This is a genomic window from Enterobacter sp. BIDMC93, from assembly GCF_001037805.1.
In the GTDB taxonomy this organism is placed as follows: Bacteria; Pseudomonadota; Gammaproteobacteria; order Enterobacterales; family Enterobacteriaceae; genus Enterobacter; species Enterobacter hormaechei_C.
Map to the genome: position 1 here is coordinate 3,779,863 of NZ_KQ089962.1, position 21,495 is coordinate 3,801,357.

Genomic DNA, 21,495 nt, shown 5'->3' on the forward strand with positions numbered 1-21,495 from the left:
GGGTAATTTAAGCAGCGGATGAAACTACAGAATTCTTTTCGCGACTATACGGCTGAGTCCGCGCTGTTTGTGCGCCGGGCGCTGGTCGCCTTTACGGGGATTTTGCTGCTTACCGGCGTGCTGATCGCCAACCTCTATAATCTGCAAATTGTCCGCTATACCGATTACCAGACCCGCTCAAACGAAAACCGTATCAAGCTGGTGCCCATCGCGCCCAGCCGCGGCATTATCTACGATCGTAACGGCACGCCGCTGGCGCTTAATCGCACCATCTACCAGATAGAGATGATGCCCGAGAAAGTGGATAACGTGCAGGATACCCTGAACGCGCTGAGAAGCGTTGTCGACCTGACTGATGACGATATCGCTGCGTTCAAAAAAGAGCGCGCACGTTCTCACCGCTTCACCTCCATTCCGGTAAAAACCAACCTGACGGAAGTGCAGGTCGCCCGTTTTGCCGTTAACCAGTACCGTTTCCCCGGTGTGGAAGTCAAAGGCTATAAACGCCGCTACTATCCTTACGGCTCCGCGCTGACGCACGTCATTGGTTACGTCTCCAAAATCAACGATAAAGACGTCGAACGCCTTGATAAAGACGGCAAGCTGGCTAACTACGCCGCAACCCATGATATTGGCAAGCTGGGGATCGAACGTTATTACGAAGACGTGCTGCACGGTCAGACCGGGTATGAAGAGGTTGAAGTTAACAACCGTGGCCGCGTGATCCGTCAGCTGAAAGAGGTTCCCCCGCAGGCGGGGCATGACGTCTATCTGACGCTCGACCTGAAGCTACAGCAGTATATCGAGACGCTGCTGGCGGGTAGCCGTGCTGCGGTTATTGTGACCGACCCGCGTACCGGCGGCATTCTGGCGATGGTTTCGATGCCAAGCTACGATCCGAACCTGTTCGTGGATGGCATCTCCAGCAAGGATTACTCCGGCCTGCTCAACGATCCAAACACGCCGCTGGTGAATCGCGCGACGCAGGGGGTTTATCCTCCAGCTTCAACGGTTAAACCGTATGTCGCCGTGTCTGCGCTAAGCGCGGGCGTCATCACCCGCAATACCAGTCTGTTTGACCCCGGCTGGTGGCAGTTACCTGGCTCTGAGAAACGCTACCGCGACTGGAAAAAATGGGGCCACGGCCATCTGAACGTGACCAAATCACTGGAGGAGTCGGCGGATACCTTCTTCTATCAGGTCGCCTACGACATGGGTATTGACCGTCTGTCTGAATGGATGAGCAAATTCGGCTACGGGCATTACACCGGTATAGATTTGGCTGAAGAGCGTTCCGGCAACATGCCAACCCGCGAATGGAAGCTGAAGCGCTTTAAAAAACCCTGGTATCAGGGTGACACCATTCCGGTAGGGATCGGCCAGGGCTACTGGACGGCAACGCCGCTGCAAATGAACAAGGCGATGATGATCCTCATTAACGATGGCGTTGTGAAAGTGCCGCACCTGCTGCAAAGCACCGTTGAAGACGGCAAAAAAGTGCCGTGGATACAGCCGCACGAGCCGCCGGTGGGTGACATTCATTCCGGCTACTGGGAAATCGCGAAAGACGGCATGTACGGTGTAGCCAACCGTCCTAACGGGACGGCGCACAAATATTTCGCCGGCGCACCGTATAAGGTAGCCGCGAAATCAGGTACGGCTCAGGTCTTCGGTCTGAAAGCGAATGAAACTTATAACGCACATAAAATTGCCGAACGTCTGCGTGACCACAAGCTCATGACGGCGTTTGCCCCTTATGATAACCCGCAGGTTGCGGTGGCGATGATTCTTGAGAACGGCGGCGCAGGCCCGGCGGTGGGTACCATCATGCGTCAAATCCTCGACCACATCATGCTGGGTGACAACAACACCGAACTGCCAGCTGAAAACCCGGCAGCCGCTGCGGCGGAGGACCAATAATCATGACGGATAATCCGAATAAAAAATCGCTGTGGGACAAGATCCACATCGACCCAGCCATGCTGCTGATCCTGCTGGCTCTGCTGGTCTATAGCGCCCTCGTTATCTGGAGCGCCAGCGGCCAGGATATCGGCATGATGGAGCGTAAAATCGGCCAGATCGCCATGGGTCTGGTCATTATGGTGGTGATGGCGCAAATACCGCCGCGCGTGTACGAGGGCTGGGCGCCCTATCTCTATATTTTCTGTATCATTTTGTTGGTGGCAGTAGATGCTTTCGGTGCCATCTCGAAGGGGGCGCAACGCTGGCTGGATCTGGGGATTGTCCGCTTCCAGCCGTCGGAAATCGCCAAAATCGCCGTCCCGCTGATGGTGGCGCGCTTTATTAACCGCGACGTCTGCCCGCCGTCGTTGAAAAATACCGCCATTGCGCTGGTGCTGATTTTCCTGCCGACGCTGCTCGTGGCCGCACAGCCGGACCTCGGTACTTCAATTCTTATCGCCCTCTCCGGCCTGTTCGTCCTGTTCCTGTCCGGCCTGAGCTGGCGTCTGATTGGTATCGCCGTGGTGCTGGTTGCCGCGTTTATCCCCATCCTCTGGTTCTTCCTGATGCATGATTACCAGCGTCAGCGCGTTATGATGCTGCTCGATCCCGAGACCGATCCGCTGGGCGCAGGCTATCATATTATTCAGTCGAAGATTGCGATTGGCTCCGGAGGCCTGCGTGGTAAAGGCTGGCTGCACGGTACGCAGTCGCAGCTCGAATTTTTACCGGAACGCCACACCGACTTTATCTTTGCCGTTCTGGCTGAGGAGTTAGGGCTGGTTGGCATCCTGGTGCTGCTTGCACTCTACGTGCTGCTGATCATGCGAGGTTTGTGGATTGCCGCGCGCGCGCAAACCACCTTTGGTCGCGTGATGGCAGGCGGATTAATGTTGATTTTGTTCGTTTATGTCTTCGTAAATATTGGTATGGTGAGTGGTATTCTGCCGGTTGTTGGCGTACCGCTGCCGCTGGTGAGTTACGGGGGCTCGGCACTGATCGTGTTGATGGCCGGGTTTGGTATCGTCATGTCGATCCATACCCACAGGAAAATGTTGTCCAAAAGCGTATAAAAATAAGGGGATCGCAATGCGTAAGCAGTGGCTGGGGATCTGCATCGCAGCAAGTTTACTTGCCGCCTGTACAAGTGATGATGGTCAGCAACAGGCAACCGTCGCGCCGCCGCAGCCTGCGGTCTGTAATGGCCCGATTGTTGAGATTAGCGGTGCCGATCCCGTTTATGAACCGCTGAACGCCAGCGTGAATCAGGATTATCAGCGCGACGGTAAAAGCTATAAAATCGTTCAGGATCCTTCCCGTTTCAGCCAGGCTGGCTTTGCTGCCATCTATGATGCTGAGCCCGGCAGCAATCTGACCGCGTCGGGTGAAACCTTTGATCCGATGCAGATCACGGCGGCACACCCGACGTTGCCTGTCCCGAGCTATGCACGCATCACTAACCTGGCGAATGGCCGAATGATCGTGGTGCGTATCAACGATCGCGGTCCTTACGGCACCGATCGCGTGATCTCCCTGTCCCGCGCGGCGGCCGACCGTCTGAACACCTCAAACAATACTAAAGTGCGTATCGACCCGATTATCGTGGCGCAGGATGGTTCACTGTCTGGCCCGGGCACGGCCTGTACCACGGTCGCGAAACAGACCTATGCCCTGCCCGCTCGCCCGGATCTGAGCGGTGGTATGGGGGGCGCTTCAACGCCGGCAGAGCCCGCACAGCCGCAGGGTGAAGTGCGTGCTATCAGCAACGATACGCTGCAAAGTGAAGACGCGACCGGCGCCCCGGTGAAAAGCAGTGGTTTCCTTGGCGCACCCACCACGTTAGCGCCGGGCGTGATTGAATCAAATGAACCTGCCCCAGCGCCTGCGCCCGTCGCTGCTGCACCCGCTACACAACCCGCCCCGGTGGCCGCGCCTGCTGCTACGCAGACTGCGGCGCCTGCGACGGCGAGCGGCAGCTACGTGGTTCAGGTTGGCGCCGTCAGCGATCGGACCCGTGCAGAGCAATATCAGCAGCGTTTAAGCAAGCAGTTTGGCGTGCCAGGCCGCGTTGAGCAAAACGGTGCGGTATGGCGTATCCAGATGGGTCCGTTTGCCAGCAAATCGCAGGCAGCGTCCCTGCAACAGCGTTTGCAGAGCGAGGCGCAGCTCCAGTCGTTTATCGCTGTTGCAAAATAATTATTCGGTGGTATCCGAAATGTCAGTTTGTGTAAAGCACGTTAACACTCTCATGATGAAAGTCGGATGCCTGCCCGTATAGCATTTGCTATAGTAAGGCACTTTTTTTAATTCCATCACGGATGTCGTAGTTCTGACCATGAAGACCACTTTTTCTGCTCGTTTTGTGCAGCGCATGGCGCTGACCACGGCCCTTTGCGCTGCTGCGTTCTCCGCAGCTCACGCGGACGACCTGAACATCAAGACCATGATCCCTGGCGTTCCGCAGATCGACGCGGAATCCTACATCCTGATTGATTACAACTCCGGCAAAGTTCTGGCAGAACAGAACGCCGATGCCCGCCGCGATCCGGCCAGCCTGACCAAAATGATGACCAGCTATGTTATCGGCCAGGCCATGAAAGCAGGCAAATTCAAAGAAACCGACCTGGTGACCATCGGTAATGATGCGTGGGCAACCGGCAACCCGGTGTTCAAAGGTTCATCGCTGATGTTCCTGAAGCCAGGCATGCAGGTTCCGGTCTCTCAGCTTATCCGTGGCATCAACTTGCAGTCCGGTAACGACGCCTGCGTGGCCATGGCCGATTTTGCAGCGGGCAGCCAGGACGCATTTGTGGGCCTGATGAACAGCTACGTCTCCGCCCTGGGCCTGAAAAACAGCCACTTCCAGACCGTTCACGGCCTGGACGCCGAGGGTCAGTACAGCTCCGCGCGTGACATGGCGCTGATCGGTCAGGCGCTGATCCGCGATGTGCCAAACGAGTACTCTATCTACAAAGAGAAAGAGTTCACCTTCAACGGCATTCGTCAGACCAACCGTAACGGCCTGCTGTGGGACAACAGCCTGAACGTCGACGGCATCAAAACTGGCCACACCGATAAAGCCGGCTATAACCTGGTGGCCTCCGCCACTGAAGGCCAGATGCGTCTGATCTCTGCCGTGATGGGGGGACGTACGTTTAAAGGCCGCGAAACGGAAAGCAAAAAGCTGCTGACCTGGGGCTTCCGCTTCTTCGAAACCGTGAACCCGCTGAAAGCCGGTAAAGAATTTGCCTCTGAACCTGTCTGGTTTGGCGATAACGATCGCGCTTCCCTGGGCGTGGACAAAGATCTCTATCTGACGATCCCACGCGGTCGTATGAAAGATCTGAAAGCCAGCTACGTGCTGAATACCACCGAGCTGCACGCCCCGCTGCAAAAGAATCAGGTCGTGGGTACGATTAACTTCCAGCTGGATGGCAAAACCATCGATCAGCGCCCGCTGGTGGTGCTGGAGGAAATTCCTGAAGGCAATTTCTTCGGCAAAATCATTGATTACATTAAGCTGATGTTCCATCACTGGTTTGGTTAAAAATTGAACACTTGAAAGTGTGATTTTGATCCCCATATACTACGTATCAGTAAAACTCCCGCCCCGTGGCGGGAGTTATTATTTTTTATACACACGCCGGAGCTGACATGAAAACCAAACTTAACGAACTGCTTGAATTCCCTACCCCTTTTACTTACAAAGTAATGGGTCTGGCGAAACCTGAGCTGGTTGATCAGGTGGTTGAAGTGGTACAGCGCCATGCGCCGGGTGACTACTCTCCATCAGTCAAACCGAGCAGCAAAGGTAACTACCACTCGGTCTCAATCACCATCACTGCGACACACATTGAGCAGGTTGAGACGCTGTACGAAGAGCTCGGCAATATCGAAATTGTTCGTATGGTGCTGTAGTCCCCCTGCGGTTACCCGGTTTGCCGGGTAACCCACTTCCCCGCTGTGATATACTCCCCGTTACCTATTCTCCCTTGTCTTCGGAGACGTCCTTTTGTACCAGGATAAAATTCTTGTCCGCCATCTTGGGCTACAGCCTTACGAGCCAGTCTCTCAGGCTATGCATGAATTTACCGATATGCGCGATGACACCACCCCTGATGAAATCTGGCTGGTTGAACACTTGCCGGTGTTTACTCAAGGCCAGGCAGGAAAAGCCGAACATTTATTGATGACGGGTGATATCCCGGTGATCCAGAGCGATCGCGGTGGACAGGTAACCTACCACGGCCCGGGCCAGCAGGTAATGTATGTCCTGCTTAACCTGAAACGCAGAAAGCTGGGCGTGCGTGAGCTCGTGACCTTACTGGAACAAACCGTGGTGAACACGCTCGCTGAGTACGGTATCGATGCTCACCCTCGCGCCGATGCCCCGGGCGTCTACGTGGGAGAGATGAAGATCTGTTCGCTGGGGCTGCGTATCCGTAAAGGCTGCTCGTTCCACGGGCTGGCGCTGAATATCAATATGGATCTGACCCCTTTCCAGCGCATCAACCCATGCGGGTATGCCGGTATGGAAATGACGCAAATGCGCCAGTGGGTCGATACCGCCACCCCTGAGAATATCCGCCCCGTGCTTCTGAAGAAGTTTTTAGCGCTGCTTAACAATCCTGACTACGAACATATTGCTGCTTAACACACTTCCGGCAGTGGTTCGGTTATTTGACCAGCCACTGCTTAATTGCCGCATTTACGCTTTACAATAAACCGCATATTCTATATTTTCGAGTCGCCCATATATTAGCGTCCCATATTAATTAGAACCTTAATAGTACCATCACCGGGTATCGTGTAACGTGCGTGATAATCACCCAACTGCTTGTTTTCGATAAACAAGGGAAACTTGCGAAACACTTTACGAATCTCTGCAAGCATAATAAATAAATTCAACTATCATTCATATTGTGAATGGATACGGAGTAAGAGCGTGGAGCCTACTAATTTACCAGCCAAACGCCTGAATGAAACCAGCGGCGAAGATAAGCCGCAAATTTTCCGGACTTTACGTAATATTGATCTCAATTTATTGACTATTTTTGAGGCGGTATATGTCCACAAAGGTATCGTTAATGCTGCGAAAATTCTTAATCTCACGCCCTCCGCTATTAGCCAGTCAATTCAAAAATTGCGCGCGATATTTCCCGATCCCTTATTTATTCGTAAAGGCCAGGGCGTAACCCCCACCGCGTACGCCACCCATCTGCATGAGTACATCAGCCAGGGTCTGGAATCGATTCTGGGCGCGCTGGATCTCACCGGCAGTTACGATAAGCAACGAACCATCACCATAGGCACCTCTCCCTCTGTGGGCGTTCTGGTCATGCCCGCTATTTACCAGGCTGTTAAACAGCATGCGCCACAGCTGCTGATCCGCAACGTGCCCGTTAACGATCCGGAAACTCAGCTGGCACAATTCCAGACGGACCTGATCATCGACAGCAACAGCTTCGCGGCCAGGGCATTAGGGCATAACGTTCTCTATACCGACTCTCTGGCGCTCGTGTGTCGTCAGAGTCATCCTGCTTTGGGCGCAGCTTTGACGCCTGAAAATTTGCGTCATTACGAACATGCAACCTTTATGTCCGAGGGGCAGGGTCCGGATCCGCTGCGCCAGCGTATTGACGAACTGTTCCCGGACCGTCTGATCAGCTTCAGCAGTTACAATATGTTTACCCTTGCGGCCCTGATTGGCAGCAGCGATTTGCTCTGTATTATGCCTGTGCGTCTCTTCACTCTGCTTCAAAAATGCTGGCCGCTGGAGAGCATTCCATTGAGTCAACTTACGACGGAATCTGTTGAAATCTCACTGCATTACAACAAGCTAAGCCTGCGCGATCCGGTGCTGGAAAACGTCATTAACGTGATCCGCCAGGCGTTCTGATCCCGCCTTTCAGCACAAGCCCCTGCCGCAAGCGGGGCAAAAGGCACAAAACAACAACTATTTTACAAATTGGCGACCTGGCAGGCTGCTTTATCGCCCCTTTAAATGATATACTGCCTGTCGTTCGTTCAAAAATAGTTGATAATTACAACATTCCCTTGAATTGAAACGCTTTCCTTCGATATTCGCAACTGGAACACGCACGCTATGAGTAAACCCATTGTGATGGAACGCGGTGTTAAATACCGCGATGCCGATAAAATGGCCCTTATCCCGGTTAAAAACGTGGCTACAGAGCGCGAGGCGCTGTTAAGAAAACCGGAATGGATGAAAATCAAACTTCCGGCCGACTCTTCGCGTATCCAGGGGATCAAAGCGGCGATGCGCAAAAATGGCCTTCACTCTGTCTGTGAAGAGGCCTCCTGCCCTAACCTTGCTGAATGTTTCAATCACGGTACCGCGACATTTATGATTCTGGGTGCCATCTGCACCCGCCGCTGTCCGTTCTGTGACGTTGCCCATGGCCGTCCTGTTGCGCCTGACGCAAACGAACCGCAAAAACTGGCGCAGACGATTGCCGATATGGCGCTGCGTTATGTTGTTATCACCTCCGTTGACCGTGACGATCTGCGCGATGGCGGTGCTCAGCATTTTGCTGACTGTATTACCGCCATCCGCGAAAAAAGCCCGAACATTAAGATTGAGACGCTGGTGCCAGACTTCCGTGGCCGTATGGATCGCGCGCTCGATATCCTGACCGCGACGCCACCAGATGTGTTCAACCACAACCTGGAGAACGTACCGCGTATCTACCGACAGGTACGTCCCGGTGCAGACTACAACTGGTCGCTGAAGCTGCTGGAGCGCTTTAAAGAAGCCCATCCGCATATTCCAACCAAGTCCGGCCTGATGGTCGGCCTGGGTGAAACCAACGCTGAGATCATTGAAGTGATGCGCGATCTGCGCCGCCACGGCGTCACCATGCTGACGCTGGGCCAGTACCTCCAGCCAAGCCGTCACCACCTGCCTGTACAGCGTTACGTGAGCCCGGATGAGTTCGATGAAATGAAAGCCGAAGCGATGGCGATGGGCTTTACCCATGCCGCGTGCGGTCCGTTTGTTCGCTCCTCTTATCACGCCGATATGCAGGCGAAGGGCGAAGAAGTGAAATAAAGCTGTAAAATTTATTTACAGTAAAACAAAAAACCGGCCTCGTGAGCCGGTTTTTTTATGCAAGCCTTGCAGCATTGCCATTACTCTTTGTGTGAAAGCTTCTGTGCAGTGATGTCATCTTCGGCGCTTTTCTTTGCTGCCGCGTCGTCATCGTTCATTGCTTTCTTAAAGCCCTTAATGGCAGCACCCAGGTCTCCACCCAGCGTGCGTAACTTCTTGGTACCGAACAGCAGGACGACCAGTGCGGCAACCACCAGCAGTTTGGTAATACTAATCTCACCCATAAATACCTTCTTTACATGAAACAGGCTGCATTCCGCCAAAAAACCTGAACGTATTAACGGTCATTTGGCGCGTGCACACAATAGCAATCTGTAACAAGGTGAATCAAGCATTGTTGAAAAAAACATCACATTAATTGCGGTGGCGCAAACCTGCGGTTGCGCAGAACAGGTAATTGCTGACGCGCAAGCGCTATTCGGGCGAAAATTATCTCCGTCAGCAATAACGCAGGCGTCTCCGCTGCTGCCGCAACCGTCACCCCCAGCGGATCGACAACCCTGCTCTGCCCGATATTTTTGTTACCACATTCACCCGCGGCTACCACGTAACAGGTGGTATCCAGCGCACGTGCTGCCAGCAGCGTCGCCCAGTGATGCTCCTTAAGCGGTCCTTTGACCCACGCGGCAGGCAGAACCAGCACCTCGGCCCCCTGCAATGCCAGGTTCAGCGCCAGCTCGGGAAAACGGATATCGTAGCAGGTCATCAGGCCAATCTTAAAACCCTCGACCTCAATCAGCGGCGGAATTACACTCCCCGGATCGACCAGGCGCGACTCCTGAACGCTGAACGCATCATACAGATGAAGTTTGGCGTAGCTCGCGACGATGGCACCCTCACGTATCGCCACCAGCGTGTTTACCGCGCGCCCCGGCGAGGACGGAACATGGACCGTCAAGATGGTGGTGAGCGTGTTGCCAACGCTTTCGGCCAGCAGTCGTTTCAGAAACGCCCCTTCCAGCGTTTGCGCAGACTTTACCGACAGGTCTGGATCGCCATCATCACGGGCCAGTAACGCCTCGGGAAGTACCAGCAACGATGCCCCCTTTTGCTTCGCCTGATGCATCAGGGAGACGCATTTTTCCGCGTTTTCATTCCAGTCCCGCGTCACCGCGAACTGCCCTACTGCAACATACATAATTGTCCCCCGGTTAAAAACAGCGTTACACTCGATGCACTTACACAGCAAATAGCAGGTATTGACAGTGTTACAACTACTTATAGCCGTTTTTATTGGTGGAGGCACGGGTAGCGTTGCGCGGTGGCTCTTAAGCATGCGGTTTAACCCCCTGCATCAGGCCATTCCGATGGGGACACTGGCGGCAAATCTGATCGGGGCGTTTATTATTGGGATGGGGCTGGCCTGGTTTAATCGCATGACCAACATCGACCCTATGTGGAAGGTTCTGATTACAACTGGTTTCTGCGGCGGTTTAACAACGTTTTCTACCTTCTCTGCGGAGGTGGTCTTTCTGTTTCAGGAAGGCCGGATGGGCTGGGCGCTGACCAACATTGCCGTTAACATGCTTGGCTCGTTTGCGATGACTGCGATCGCATTCTGGTTATTTTCCTCCGCCAGCGGACATTAAGCGCGGCAACCTTAATGTTGGCTTAATTTTTCTCTGTCACTCTTGGCTCAATATTGAACGAGGGTGATAGCATGAAAGAAACTCTGTCAGGCGTGGGTATGGTATTGCTAAGCGTCGCGATTGTGGCCAGCTTCCTGAAGATCTATCTTATTGGTTGATTCAGAACGAAAAAAACCCGCTCATTGAGCGGGTTTTGAAATTCTTGCTGACGCGTCTGAATTACAGAGCAATTACGTTAGCAGCAGAAGGGCCTTTGGCACCGTTAGTGATTTCGAACTCTACGCGCTGACCTTCAGCCAGAGTTTTGAAACCATTAGACTGGATTGCAGAGAAGTGTACGAACACGTCTTTGCTGCCATCTTCAGGAGTAATGAAACCGAATCCTTTGGACTCATTAAACCACTTAACGTTACCTTTAATCTTAGACATCAAAATTACCTTTACATTAAAAAACGACACAAATGCTGTGTCGGGTATCAGTACAACAATTGTGAGGCGTTTTGTCCAGCGGATCTTTGATAAAAAGTGACAAAAGTCGCGTTAATTTTCGCTGTTCGATTTTTATCCTTTACATTTCAATGTCTGTGCGTTTTTTGGCCGATTTAGCAGAAAAATTCAGTTAAAACTGAAACCGCATCCAGGCAAAGTAAACGTTACCGTTGTTATAGGTACCCGGTATGTAGGTCATCTGAAACGTTGCCGGACCATAGCCGATGGAGGCAAGCGGCAGCAGTACCGGAACAGGAATGTATTTCCAGTTATCACGCGCCGTGAACCCTGCCGTATAGCCCAGCCCCAGACGGAAGTTGTCGTCTGATAACGGACGCCAGGTTTTTTCCCAGCCGTAGCCACCAATAGGCTCCCATTTATTGTAGGAGTCCTTAAACGCCATCAGGTACAGGCCATGCCAGTTACCTTTTTCATCCCAGCGAGACTGACCGAAGCCGGCCCCCCACGGACGCTCGTTATAACGGTCAGTTTTTTCTTTATCGTAGGCAAAACGTGCATGCCACGTAATGGCCGGAATATAGAGATCGTAATGCTCAGGTTCATTCCATGTTTGCGCAACGTTATCCGTGAAGGTGGTGAACCAGCCTTTATCCGCTGTATTGCTGTCTGCATTAACCGCAGACGCAAACGATAACTGCCCAATAATAAACAACAAAATCAGGGGGAATTTAATTCGTACAATCACAATGCCATTACCATATTTAGTATTCGGTGCAGACCTTAACACAGAATACTTGAATGAACGCTTAACAGCATGGGTGTTATTCCTAATTACCATCCCGTTCCTGGGAATAATCTGAGGATACATAAACTGCATGCCTGAATAAGCACATGCAGTTGACATATTTAACGTTGATGTAACAATTTGTAGAGTGCGGGAATAACTAACATCGATAATAACGGTGCCGTTACCATGCCACCAATCATAGGCGCGGCAATACGTTGCATCACCTCCGAACCACTCCCACTCCCCCACATAATGGGCAGCAGTCCTGCCATAATAGTGGCGACCGTCATCACCTTCGGACGCACGCGCAGCACGGCACCTTCGTGGATCGCCCGCATCAGCACCGTATTTCCCCCTTCTGGCTCCAGCCTGTGATATTTATCGAGCGCATGATTCAAATAAAGAACCATAATTACGCCGAATTCTGCCGCCACTCCGGAAAGGGCGATAAAGCCAACGGCCCCCGCCACTGACAAATTATATTCAAGCAGCCACAGTAACCACACGCCCCCAATAAGCGCGAACGGCAATGTCCCCATTATTATCAGGACATTTGATATCCGCCTGAAGGTTAACCATAAAAGGACGAATATAATCATCAGCGTGACAGGTAAAACTATTTTGAGCGTCGCGGTCGCCCGTTCCAGATATTCAAACTGCCCGGACCAGGAGAGAGACACGCCCTGCGGCAATACCACCTTCTCCTCCACCCGTTTTTGCATTTCATCCACGGCGGACTTCAGATCGCGCCCGCGCAAGTCCACGTAGATCCAGCTGGAAAGGCGCGCGTTTTCACTTTTGAGCATCGGTGGGCCTTCCGTCACGACGATATCGGCCAATTCCCCCAGCGCCACCTGGCTACCGCTGGCGGTCACTACCGGCAACACCCGCAACGTGTCGACGTTATCACGCAAATCGCGGGGATAACGCAGGTTGATGGGATACCGCTCGCGTCCCTGGATCACCTCACCAATGTTATCGCCCCCGACCAGCGTGGAGACCAGGCTTTGCAGTTCATCGACGGAAACGCCGTAGCGCGCGGCTTTTTGCCGATCGATACGAATATCCACGTAGCGCCCGCCTTCCAGACGCTCCGCCAGCGCAGAGGAGACGCCAGGAACGTCCTTCACCACCTGCTCAATCTGCCGGGCCACGCGCTCAATGTCGGCAATATTATTGCCGTTCACCTTAATGCCGACAGGGCTTTTGATCCCGGTTGCCAGCATGTCCAGGCGGTTACGGACAGGCGGCACCCACACATTGGCAATACCCGGCAGCGACACGGTTTTATCAAGCTCCTCCACCAGCTTTTGCGGCGTCATTCCTGGCCGCCACTGCTCGCGGGGCTTAAAGTGAATGGTTGTTTCCAGCATGGTTAATGGCGCGGGATCGGTTGCCGACTCCGCGCGACCGGCTTTGCCAAACACGCTCGCGACCTCCGGTACGCTTTTGATCAAGCGGTCCGTCTGCTGAAGCAGCCGCGATGCCTCGCGAGCAGAGATCCCCGGCAGCGTGGAGGGCATATAGAGTAAATCCCCTTCATCCAGCGGCGGCATAAATTCGCTTCCCAGGCGGCTCAGCGGCCAGAGCGTGGCGATCAGCAGCAGACATGCCAGCGCCAGGGTCGTTTTCGGGAAGGTCAGCACCTTGTCCAGCAGCGGCTCATACAGGCGGATCAGGAGGCGGTTGATCGGGTTTGCCTTCTCATCCGGGATTTTCCCGCGAATGAAAAAGCCCATTAGCACCGGCACCAGGGTGATCCCAAGCCCGGCGGCCACGGCCATCGACCAGGTTTTGGTGAACGCCAGCGGCGAGAACATTCGTCCCTCCTGCGCTTCCAGCGAAAAAACCGGTATAAATGACAGCGTGATGATTAACAGGCTGCAAAACAGCGCTGGTCCCACTTCAACCGCCGCCTTTTCCGCCAGACGCCAGTACTCTCCCGTCGCGGGCTCCTTGCCCGGATTATCATGCCGCCACTGCTCCAGCACCTTGTGCATATTTTCAATCATCACAATTGCCGCATCCACCATCGCCCCGATGGCAATGGCGATCCCGCCGAGCGACATCATATTCGCGTTAATGCCCTGATAGTGCATCACCACAAAAGCCCCGAGGATCCCCAGCGGCAGAGAGACCATTGCTACCAGCGCGGAGCGCAGGTGGAACAGGAACAGCGCGCACACCAGTACCACCACGGCAAACTCTTCGAGCAGCTTGTGCGTCAGCGTTTTGACCGAGTCCTCAATCAGCGTGGAGCGATCGTAGACCGGAACAATCTCGACGCCCTGCGGCAGCGTTTTTTGCAGCTCGCTCAGTTTCGCTTTTACCGCACGAAGCGTTTCCAGCGCATTCTGCCCGTAGCGCATCACGATCACGCCGCCAGCGACCTCCCCTTCACCGTTAAGCTCCGCCACGCCCCGGCGGATCTCCGGGCCAATACCAATGGTGGCGACATCTTTCAGCAGGACAGGCACGCCATTGCGGGTGGCGATCACCACATTGCGAAAATCTTCCAGCGAGCGCACATAGCCCGTTGTCCGCACCATATACTCCGCTTCGCCCATCTCCAGCAGGGCGCCGCCGCTCTCTTTATTGGCGGCCTGCACCGCGCCGGATAGCTGGCTATGGGTAATATTCAGCGCGCGCATTTTCGCCGGGTCCGCCACGATCTGATACTGACGCACCATTCCGCCAATACTTGCCACTTCAGATACATTCGGTACCGCCTTAAGCTCGAACTTAAGCGTCCAGTCCTGAAGGGCCCGCAGATCTGCCAGGCTGTGTTTTCCACTACGGTCGATCAGCGCATATTCGTAGATCCAGCCCACGCCCGTCGCATCCGGCCCCAGCGACACCTTAACGCCCGGCGGAAACTGCGCCTGTACCTGGCTTAAATATTCCAGCACCCGGGATCGCGCCCAGTAGAGATCGGTGCCATCCTCAAACAGCACATACACATAAGCGTCACCAAACATTGAAAAACCACGCACGGTTTTAGCTCCCGGCACAGACAACATGGACGTTGTCAGGGGCCAGGTCACCTGATCTTCAATCACCTGCGGCGCTTTTCCGGGGTAACTCGCTTTGATAATGACCTGCACATCAGACAGATCGGGCAACGCGTCCAGCGGCGCGCGCTGCACCGCCCACCAGCCCCAGCCGGCCATCATCAGCGCGGCCAGGATCACCAGCAGGCGGTTACGCAACGAGGCGCGAATCACAGCGGCAATCATGGCGTCACCTCCGGCATCACGCTACGCAGGCTGGCTTCGGAATCAATGAGGAATTGCCCGGACGTCACCACCTTATCGCCCTCTTTGACCCCGGACAGGATCGCCGTCCAGCCCTGCGCCGTCAGGCCGGTTGTCACCGTCACAGGCTGGAAATAACCGTCCCCGCTGGCCAGCAGCAGACGCGCAGACTCTCCGCTGTTAATCACCGCCTCTTCCGGCACCGCCAGCACCGGCGGGCCTTTCATCTCTTCCGCACGCCTGACGGAGAGGTACATGCCTGGCTTCAGCTTATGTGCGGTATTTTCCAGCACGATACGGGCTTTCAGGGTTCGCGTGGTCGCCTCCATCTGCGGCAGCAATTCGCTGACCGTGCCGTGGAATTGCTCCCCCGGCCAGCTTTCTGACGTTGCTACCACGTTGCTGCCCACTGCCAGAGACTGCGCCTGCGTTTGCGGGTAGTCGACCACCAGCCAGACAGGATCGAGGCTGGCGATCTCAAACAGCGGCGCCGTTGCGGTGATTTGCGCCCCTTCCCGCACGTCCAGCTTCACCACATAGCCCGCCCGGTCAGCGCGCAGGGTGAGCGTGGTCTGCGGTTTACCGCTACGCTCCAGCAAACGAATGACCTCTTCCGGCATAAACTGCAACGCCAGCCGCTCGCGTGCGGCGCGGGTCAATGCGGCATCGCCAAGCTGACGAACCGCGAGGTACTCCTGCTGGGCGGTGGTCCATTGCGGGATCCACAGTTGCGCCAGCGCCTCTCCGGCTTTCACCTGCTGCTGTGGCGCATTAACAAACAATTTTGACACCACGCCATTGGCCGGGGCTGACACCACCGAGACGTTACGTTCATCCGTTGCAACCGTGGCAAAGGCCGAGAACGGCGAAACCAGCTGGCGCATCTCAACGTTGGCGGTTTTCATCCCCAGGTTTTGCTGCTGTTGAGTGCTGATGACCACGCCTGACGCCGCCTGTGCTTCATCGGCGTAGCGCGGGACCAGATCCATATCCATAAAGGGGGATTTACCCGGCTTATCGAAGCGCTGACCGGGCACCATAGGGTCGTACCAGTAAAGCACCTTACGTTCAGAGGGTTGTGCAGCCGCAGCCGGCTGATGCGTCTGCTTCTTTCCGACAAAATAGCCGCCAGCGGCAGCTATCGCGATGGCAATCGCCATTAACGTTGTTTTTTTCATTGCGCCAGCTCCTGCGGGATCAGCCAGTTCACGGCAGCCCAGGTTCGCGCCATTTCGCGCTCCGCCTGGTTCACCGCCAGTTCCGTATCCAGTACGCCACGACGCGCCTCCAGCAGGGCCGGAAGCGCCGACTGTCCAGAGCGATATTGCGCCGTCAGCACCGCCAGCCGTTGACGTTGCAACGGCAGTACCTCGTCCCGCTGACGCTGCCACACCGTTTGCGCAGCCTGATACTGCGCCACCAGCGTTTGCACCTGGGCAATGTGTTCGCGTTTGAGCAGCGTGAGTTGATCCACCGCCTGCATTGAGCGGGAAACATCGGCGGCGTAATCCTTGTCCTGACGTTTTGACTGGAACAGAGGCAGATCCACGCTGAACATCACGCCAGCCATATCGTCGTAGCCTTCGGCGCGGTGGGCGTAATAGACCTCCACATCCACATCGGGTATCGCCGCCACGGCAGATTGCGCTGAACGCGCTTTCGCGGTCTCGGCTTCACGTCGTGCGGCCTCCACTTCCGGGTGCCTGACGATCCCCTCCTGCAACGTTTTTTCATCGGCAGGAAGACGCTGATAGCGCGGCAACGGACCGCGAACCGCCGTAATCGCGTGCCCCGTAAGCTCCAGCAGACGGCTTTGCGCCAGCTGCACATCCCGCTGCGCCAGCGTCTCTTTGTCGCGCATGGCGCTGAGGATCATTTGCAGGGCCAGTACGCTGTCCGGCGTGGCGCTTCCCGCCCCGACGCTCGCCTTCTGCACGCCCCGCTGGCGTTCGGTTTCACGGACCAGCGTTCTGGCCGTGTTCAGCGCCTGCTGGGCCAGCGCCAGATCCAGCCAGGCCTGGGCGGTATCACGCTGAAGCGCGGCGCGGACGGCTTCGGATTTTGCCAGCACGCTTCGCGCCTGCGCCTGAAAGGTCTGCGCTTTACGTTCCCGCTTCTCTGAGCTGACGTAGCTTTGCATGATGCCAACCTTCTGCATGGTCATCCCTTCGCGCGTCAGCCGCCGATCGTTGCTGCCCTGTACCGGCACGTTTTCGATGCCGAATTTCAGTTTTGGGTCAGGTAATTGCCTGGCGGAATCCGCCATCGCATCCAGCGCCTGCGCTTCGTTACGGCTGGCGGAGAGTTCTGCTGAGTAGCGCTGGGCTTCGGTGAGGGTGTGTTCGAGCGTCCACGGCTCCGCCTGCGCGGCGGAGGTTAACAGGCCGAACAACACCCCACCGAGCCACAGGCTCAGTGTGTGTTGTTTCATGGTGACCTCGCTTAGCGTGCTGGCGTCAGCGAGATAATCTGGAAACCGTCACCCGCACGCTCAAGCGTGAAGGTCACTTCATCCCCTGGTTTGGCGTCACTCAGCGTGGCGCCGGCAGATAAAGTAAACGGCATGGTCATTGCTGGCCATTTTAGTTCCGGTATGGCCTCGTGCCGGAGCATGACGGCGCTGTCAGAGATCGACTGAACCACGCCGTGGCCCTGCCAGGTCTGGTTTGCCTGAACGGTATAAGAAGCGAAAGAGACGGACGCGCCAACCAGCGCGGAAAGGAATATAGTACGCATGAAAAAAACTCCTGTTAAACGTTAAGTAAATAAAATCAACGAATTAACAGGTTTTTACTCCCGAAACCGGCAGTAGCGGATCGTTGCCGGCGGCCCCACAGCAGGGGGGGTAACGGACCACGCAGAATGGCTTGCAGACGAGCACTCTGGGGTCGTTAAGGTCAGGGTCATGGCGGCAGGCAGCGCCACCAGATGCGGCTGGGCAGGATCTTTTTGTACCTGATCCGGCACACAATGCTTTTCACACAGCGGTGAAGCACCGGCAGCATAATGCGGCCCCGGTTGCGCCATCATCTCCATATGCTGGATAGTGGCCACCTCACCGCGCAAATCCATTGAACATTGATGGGAGGCGACGGCCACCTGACTCTGGATCAACAGCCAGCCAAACGCCAGCAAAAACATCAGCAGATGTTTTTTTATAAAGCGCAGGCGATATGTCCAGCTGGCGTGCATATTCAGATCGTCGGATAGGGTAAAAGTGAACCGAGTATAAGCAGGCAAAAGAATGAAAGAGAAGTGGTTTTAAAGAGATTTACGTTTTAAATCGATTCTCGGCAAGTAATACTCAAAACCTTAACACTTCACCATCAATTTAATGACATATAATATCTATTCATCAGGTCAATAACGTCTTAATATAAATGACGCAGGGTTAGCAAAAATATCGTCATCAGTGCCTTTAGTAGTCTCTTTCTTGATTTTAATCAGCAAGGACTGGACATTTATTCGGCACATTTCAGCTTCTTTTTTATTGATTATTTGTCTCTCGGGCAGCAAGGATACAGGGGAAATCATGCTTACTTTTCTCGAACTCCTCATTGGAGTCGTGGTCATTGTCGGTGTAGCACGCTACATCATTAAAGGTTACTCAGCCACCGGCGTGCTATTTGTCGGCGGCCTGACGCTGCTGATCATTAGCGCGCTAATGGGTCATCAGGTTTTACCCGCCAGCGAAGCCAGTACCGGATATACCGCTACCGATATTGTGGAATATATAAAAATTCTGCTGATGAGCCGCGGCGGCGATCTGGGCATGATGATCATGATGCTCTGCGGATTTGCTGCCTATATGACCCATATCGGCGCGAATGATATGGTGGTCAAGCTGGCTTCTAAGCCGCTGCAATATATTAATTCCCCCTATCTGCTGATGGTCGCGGCCTATTTCCTGGCCTGTCTGATGTCATTAGCCGTTTCCTCAGCAACCGGTCTTGGCGTGCTTTTAATGGCAACGTTATTCCCGGTAATGGTTAACGTCGGGATCAGCCGTGGCGCAGCGGCGGCTATTTGCGCCTCTCCGGCGGCGATTATTCTCTCCCCTACTTCCGGTGACGTAGTGCTGGCCGCAAAAGCCGCGGAAATGTCGTTGATTGACTTCGCCTTCAAAACCACACTGCCGATCTCCATCACCGCTATTCTCGGCATGGGCGTGGCGCATTTCTTCTGGCAGCGCTATCTCGATAAGAAAGAGAACGTCAGCCACGAAATGATGGACGTCAGCGAAATCACCACTACCGCCCCGGCGTTTTATTCCATCCTGCCCTTCACGCCGATTATTGGCGTGCTTATTTTCGACGGCAAATGGGGCCCGCAGCTGCACATCATCACTATCCTGGTGATCTGTATGCTGCTGGCGGCCATCCTGGAGTTCGTTCGTGGTTTTAATACCCAGAAAGTGTTCACGGGTCTGGAAGTTGCCTTCCGCGGTATGGCGGATGCCTTCGCGGGCGTGGTGATGCTGCTGGTTGCCGCGGGAGTGTTTGCCCAGGGGCTGAGCACCATCGGCTTTATTCAGAGCCTGATCTCTATCGCCACCTCGTTCGGCTCGGCCAGCATTATCCTGATGCTGGTGCTGGTGGTGCTGACCATGCTGGCGGCGATGACCACCGGCTCCGGTAACGCGCCGTTCTACGCCTTTGTTGAGATGATCCCGAAGCTGGCGCACTCCTCCGGCATCAACCCGGCTTACCTGTCCATTCCGATGCTTCAGGCTTCCAACCTGGGTCGTACCATTTCTCCGGTATCGGGCGTGGTGGTTGCGGTTGCGGGGATGGCGAAAATCTCTCCGTTTGAAGTGGTAAAACGCACGTCAGTGCCGGTGCTGGTTGGCCTGATTATCGTTATTATCGCCACCGAAGTGCTGGTTCCCGGCGCTGCCTAAGTGAAATTCCTGATTTCCAAAAAGCGCCCGCAGGCGCTTTTTGTGCTTTAATAACCCCCAGAAATTAATCGCGCCCAACCAATCAGGAAAGCAAATGTTCAGGAAGGATATCGTTATCCCATCTGGCGCAGTAGCGCTTGCACTCTGTGTCTTCTCAATTCAGGCAGATCCGCTTAAGCCAACCCAGTACGGCGATTTCGATCGCTACGTTCTGGCCCTTTCCTGGCAAACCGGATTTTGCCAGAGCATGGTCGAACGTAACCGTGACGAACCGGAAGAGTGTCGCCTGCAAAAAGAGAGCAGCAACAAAACCGATTTTCTGACCGTCCACGGCTTATGGCCCGCGCTGCCGAAATCTATTGCCGCTCGCGGAGTGGATGAACGCCGCTGGATGCGCTTCGGCTGTGCCACTCGTCCGGTTCCAAATATGCCGGAAGCAAAAGCCAGCCGCAAATGTGACGCCGCAGAGACCGGACTATCGCTAACCGGCGCGGCGAAGCTGAACAGCGTGATGCCCGGCGCGGGCGGCAACTCCTGCCTTGAACGTTATGAATACGCGAAACACGGCGTCTGCTTTGGTTTTGATCCCGACGCTTACTTCGGCACCATGGTGCGCATGAACCAGGAAGTGAAGCACAGCGCGGCAGGAAAATTTCTGGCAGAAAACTATGGCAAAACCGTCCGCCGCAGCGACTTCGATGCCGCCGTGGCCAAAAGCTGGGGGAAACAGAGCGTAAAAGCGTTCAAGCTTACCTGCCACGGCAATCCGGCTTATCTGACCGAGATGCAGATCTCGCTGAACGCCAGCACCATCAACAACCCGCTCTCTGCCGGCTCCTTTGCGCCACAGCCGCATCCGGGCAACTGCGGCAAACAGTTTGTCATTGATAAAGCCGGTTACTGATACTGCGCCGGGCACCTTTTTGCCCGGTTTTTCATTGATTTCCGTGATATGACGATTAACCTCACACTTCCGCTCACACGCATCATTTTTCCAGCTAAAGCATTATTAATCCGGTAAACATCACTGAAACCTCCCCGCCATAATCATGGCGTTATCTACAGGAGGAATTTCACATGGCTAAAAAACTGATTGCACTGTGCGCCTGCCCGATGGGCCTGGCACATACCTTCATGGCAGCCCAGGCGCTGGAAGACGCGGCGACGGAAGCCGGTTATGAGGTAAAAATTGAAACCCAGGGCGCGGACGGGATCCAGAATCGCCTGACCCCACAGGATATTGCCGACGCTGACATTATTATCCACGCCATCGCGATCACCCCGGAAGACAATGAGCGCTTCGAAACGCGCGACGTGTATGAGATTACGCTTCAGGACGCTATTAAAAACGCGGCAGGCACCCTGAAAGAGATCGAAGAGATGATTGCAGCAGAACAATAATAATCCTCACACCCAGGGGT

At 54.7% G+C, this 21,495-nt stretch carries 21 protein-coding genes; 12 read left to right on the plus strand and 9 right to left on the minus strand.

The window, feature by feature from the left end; translation table 11 throughout:
• Positions 1 to 18: 18 nt before the first annotated feature.
• From mrdA to lipA, 8 genes are all read left to right on the plus strand, one after another.
• A complete protein-coding gene (mrdA, locus tag SK58_RS17745) occupies positions 19 to 1,920 on the plus strand; it encodes a peptidoglycan DD-transpeptidase MrdA (protein ID WP_015571138.1) in 1,902 nt (633 codons plus the stop codon).
• A gap of 2 nt (positions 1,921 to 1,922) precedes the next feature.
• Positions 1,923 to 3,035, plus strand: coding sequence for a peptidoglycan glycosyltransferase MrdB (gene mrdB, locus SK58_RS17750; protein WP_015571139.1), 1,113 nt, complete (start codon positions 1,923 to 1,925; stop codon positions 3,033 to 3,035).
• Positions 3,036 to 3,051: 16 nt separating this feature from the next.
• Complete coding sequence (gene rlpA, locus SK58_RS17755) at positions 3,052 to 4,158, plus strand: endolytic peptidoglycan transglycosylase RlpA (RefSeq protein WP_017382470.1); 1,107 nt, start codon at positions 3,052 to 3,054, stop codon at positions 4,156 to 4,158.
• Positions 4,159 to 4,297: 139 nt separating this feature from the next.
• Positions 4,298 to 5,509 (plus strand): D-alanyl-D-alanine carboxypeptidase DacA, encoded by a 1,212-nt coding sequence (gene dacA, locus SK58_RS17760; protein WP_003858714.1) that lies wholly within the window; start codon positions 4,298 to 4,300, stop codon positions 5,507 to 5,509.
• 107 nt (positions 5,510 to 5,616) lie between these two features.
• The gene (ybeD, locus tag SK58_RS17765; RefSeq protein ID WP_003858718.1) at positions 5,617 to 5,880 is read left to right on the plus strand and encodes a DUF493 family protein YbeD; all 264 of its coding nucleotides are present in this window, start codon (positions 5,617 to 5,619) and stop codon (positions 5,878 to 5,880) included.
• 94 nt (positions 5,881 to 5,974) lie between these two features.
• The gene (lipB, locus tag SK58_RS17770; protein ID WP_048220274.1) at positions 5,975 to 6,616 is read left to right on the plus strand and encodes a lipoyl(octanoyl) transferase LipB; all 642 of its coding nucleotides are present in this window, start codon (positions 5,975 to 5,977) and stop codon (positions 6,614 to 6,616) included.
• A gap of 291 nt (positions 6,617 to 6,907) precedes the next feature.
• Positions 6,908 to 7,861 (plus strand): YbeF family transcriptional regulator, encoded by a 954-nt coding sequence (locus SK58_RS17775; RefSeq protein WP_032647690.1) that lies wholly within the window; start codon positions 6,908 to 6,910, stop codon positions 7,859 to 7,861.
• A gap of 207 nt (positions 7,862 to 8,068) precedes the next feature.
• On the plus strand, positions 8,069 to 9,034 hold the full coding sequence (lipA, locus tag SK58_RS17780; RefSeq protein ID WP_006809637.1) for a lipoyl synthase: 966 nt from the start codon (positions 8,069 to 8,071) through the stop codon (positions 9,032 to 9,034).
• Between the two features lie 80 nt (positions 9,035 to 9,114).
• Here lipA and tatE read toward each other — a convergent pair whose 3' ends face one another.
• Both tatE and SK58_RS17790 read right to left on the minus strand, forming a co-directional pair.
• A complete protein-coding gene (tatE, locus tag SK58_RS17785) occupies positions 9,115 to 9,318 on the minus strand; it encodes a twin-arginine translocase subunit TatE (protein WP_003858723.1) in 204 nt (67 codons plus the stop codon).
• 125 nt (positions 9,319 to 9,443) lie between these two features.
• Positions 9,444 to 10,232, minus strand: a complete 789-nt coding sequence (locus SK58_RS17790; protein ID WP_045907127.1) for a deaminated glutathione amidase — start codon at positions 10,230 to 10,232, stop codon at positions 9,444 to 9,446.
• Positions 10,233 to 10,299: 67 nt separating this feature from the next.
• On the opposite strand from SK58_RS17790, the gene crcB reads away from it, so the two are divergent.
• Positions 10,300 to 10,683: a fluoride efflux transporter CrcB gene (gene crcB, locus SK58_RS17795; protein ID WP_017382474.1), complete on the plus strand. Its 384-nt coding sequence runs from the start codon at positions 10,300 to 10,302 to the stop codon at positions 10,681 to 10,683.
• A 219-nt stretch (positions 10,684 to 10,902) separates the two neighbouring features.
• On the opposite strand, the gene cspE is transcribed toward crcB, so the two are convergent.
• The 7 genes from cspE to SK58_RS17830 form a co-directional block, all read right to left on the minus strand.
• Positions 10,903 to 11,112, minus strand: a complete 210-nt coding sequence (gene cspE, locus SK58_RS17800; RefSeq protein WP_002439184.1) for a transcription antiterminator/RNA stability regulator CspE — start codon at positions 11,110 to 11,112, stop codon at positions 10,903 to 10,905.
• 190 nt (positions 11,113 to 11,302) lie between these two features.
• Entirely contained in the window at positions 11,303 to 11,878 is a 576-nt protein-coding gene (gene pagP, locus SK58_RS17805) for a lipid IV(A) palmitoyltransferase PagP (RefSeq protein WP_017382475.1), read from the minus strand.
• A gap of 161 nt (positions 11,879 to 12,039) precedes the next feature.
• Positions 12,040 to 15,156 carry an efflux RND transporter permease subunit gene (locus SK58_RS17810; protein WP_047727370.1) on the minus strand — a complete coding sequence of 1,039 codons (3,117 nt, stop codon included), beginning with the start codon at positions 15,154 to 15,156 and terminating at the stop codon, positions 12,040 to 12,042.
• Positions 15,153 to 16,352, minus strand: coding sequence for an efflux RND transporter periplasmic adaptor subunit (locus SK58_RS17815; RefSeq protein WP_045334371.1), 1,200 nt, complete (start codon positions 16,350 to 16,352; stop codon positions 15,153 to 15,155). Before SK58_RS17815 ends, SK58_RS17810 begins: the two co-directional genes overlap by 4 nt.
• Positions 16,349 to 17,605: a TolC family protein gene (locus tag SK58_RS17820; protein WP_015571145.1), complete on the minus strand. Its 1,257-nt coding sequence runs from the start codon at positions 17,603 to 17,605 to the stop codon at positions 16,349 to 16,351. Before SK58_RS17820 ends, SK58_RS17815 begins: the two co-directional genes overlap by 4 nt.
• An 11-nt stretch (positions 17,606 to 17,616) precedes the next feature.
• On the minus strand, positions 17,617 to 17,910 hold the full coding sequence (locus SK58_RS17825) for a copper-binding protein (RefSeq protein WP_015571146.1): 294 nt from the start codon (positions 17,908 to 17,910) through the stop codon (positions 17,617 to 17,619).
• 54 nt (positions 17,911 to 17,964) lie between these two features.
• Positions 17,965 to 18,366 carry a hypothetical protein gene (locus SK58_RS17830; protein ID WP_032620077.1) on the minus strand — a complete coding sequence of 134 codons (402 nt, stop codon included), beginning with the start codon at positions 18,364 to 18,366 and terminating at the stop codon, positions 17,965 to 17,967.
• Between the two features lie 340 nt (positions 18,367 to 18,706).
• Between SK58_RS17830 and dcuC the strand changes: the two genes are divergently transcribed.
• From dcuC to SK58_RS17845, 3 genes are all read left to right on the plus strand, one after another.
• Entirely contained in the window at positions 18,707 to 20,074 is a 1,368-nt protein-coding gene (dcuC, locus tag SK58_RS17835) for an anaerobic C4-dicarboxylate transporter DcuC (RefSeq protein ID WP_017382481.1), read from the plus strand.
• Positions 20,075 to 20,168: 94 nt separating this feature from the next.
• Positions 20,169 to 20,978 (plus strand): ribonuclease I, encoded by an 810-nt coding sequence (gene rna / locus SK58_RS17840; protein WP_003858741.1) that lies wholly within the window; start codon positions 20,169 to 20,171, stop codon positions 20,976 to 20,978.
• Between the two features lie 173 nt (positions 20,979 to 21,151).
• Positions 21,152 to 21,475: a PTS fructose transporter subunit IIB gene (locus SK58_RS17845; protein WP_017382483.1), complete on the plus strand. Its 324-nt coding sequence runs from the start codon at positions 21,152 to 21,154 to the stop codon at positions 21,473 to 21,475.
• Positions 21,476 to 21,495 lie beyond the last annotated feature (20 nt).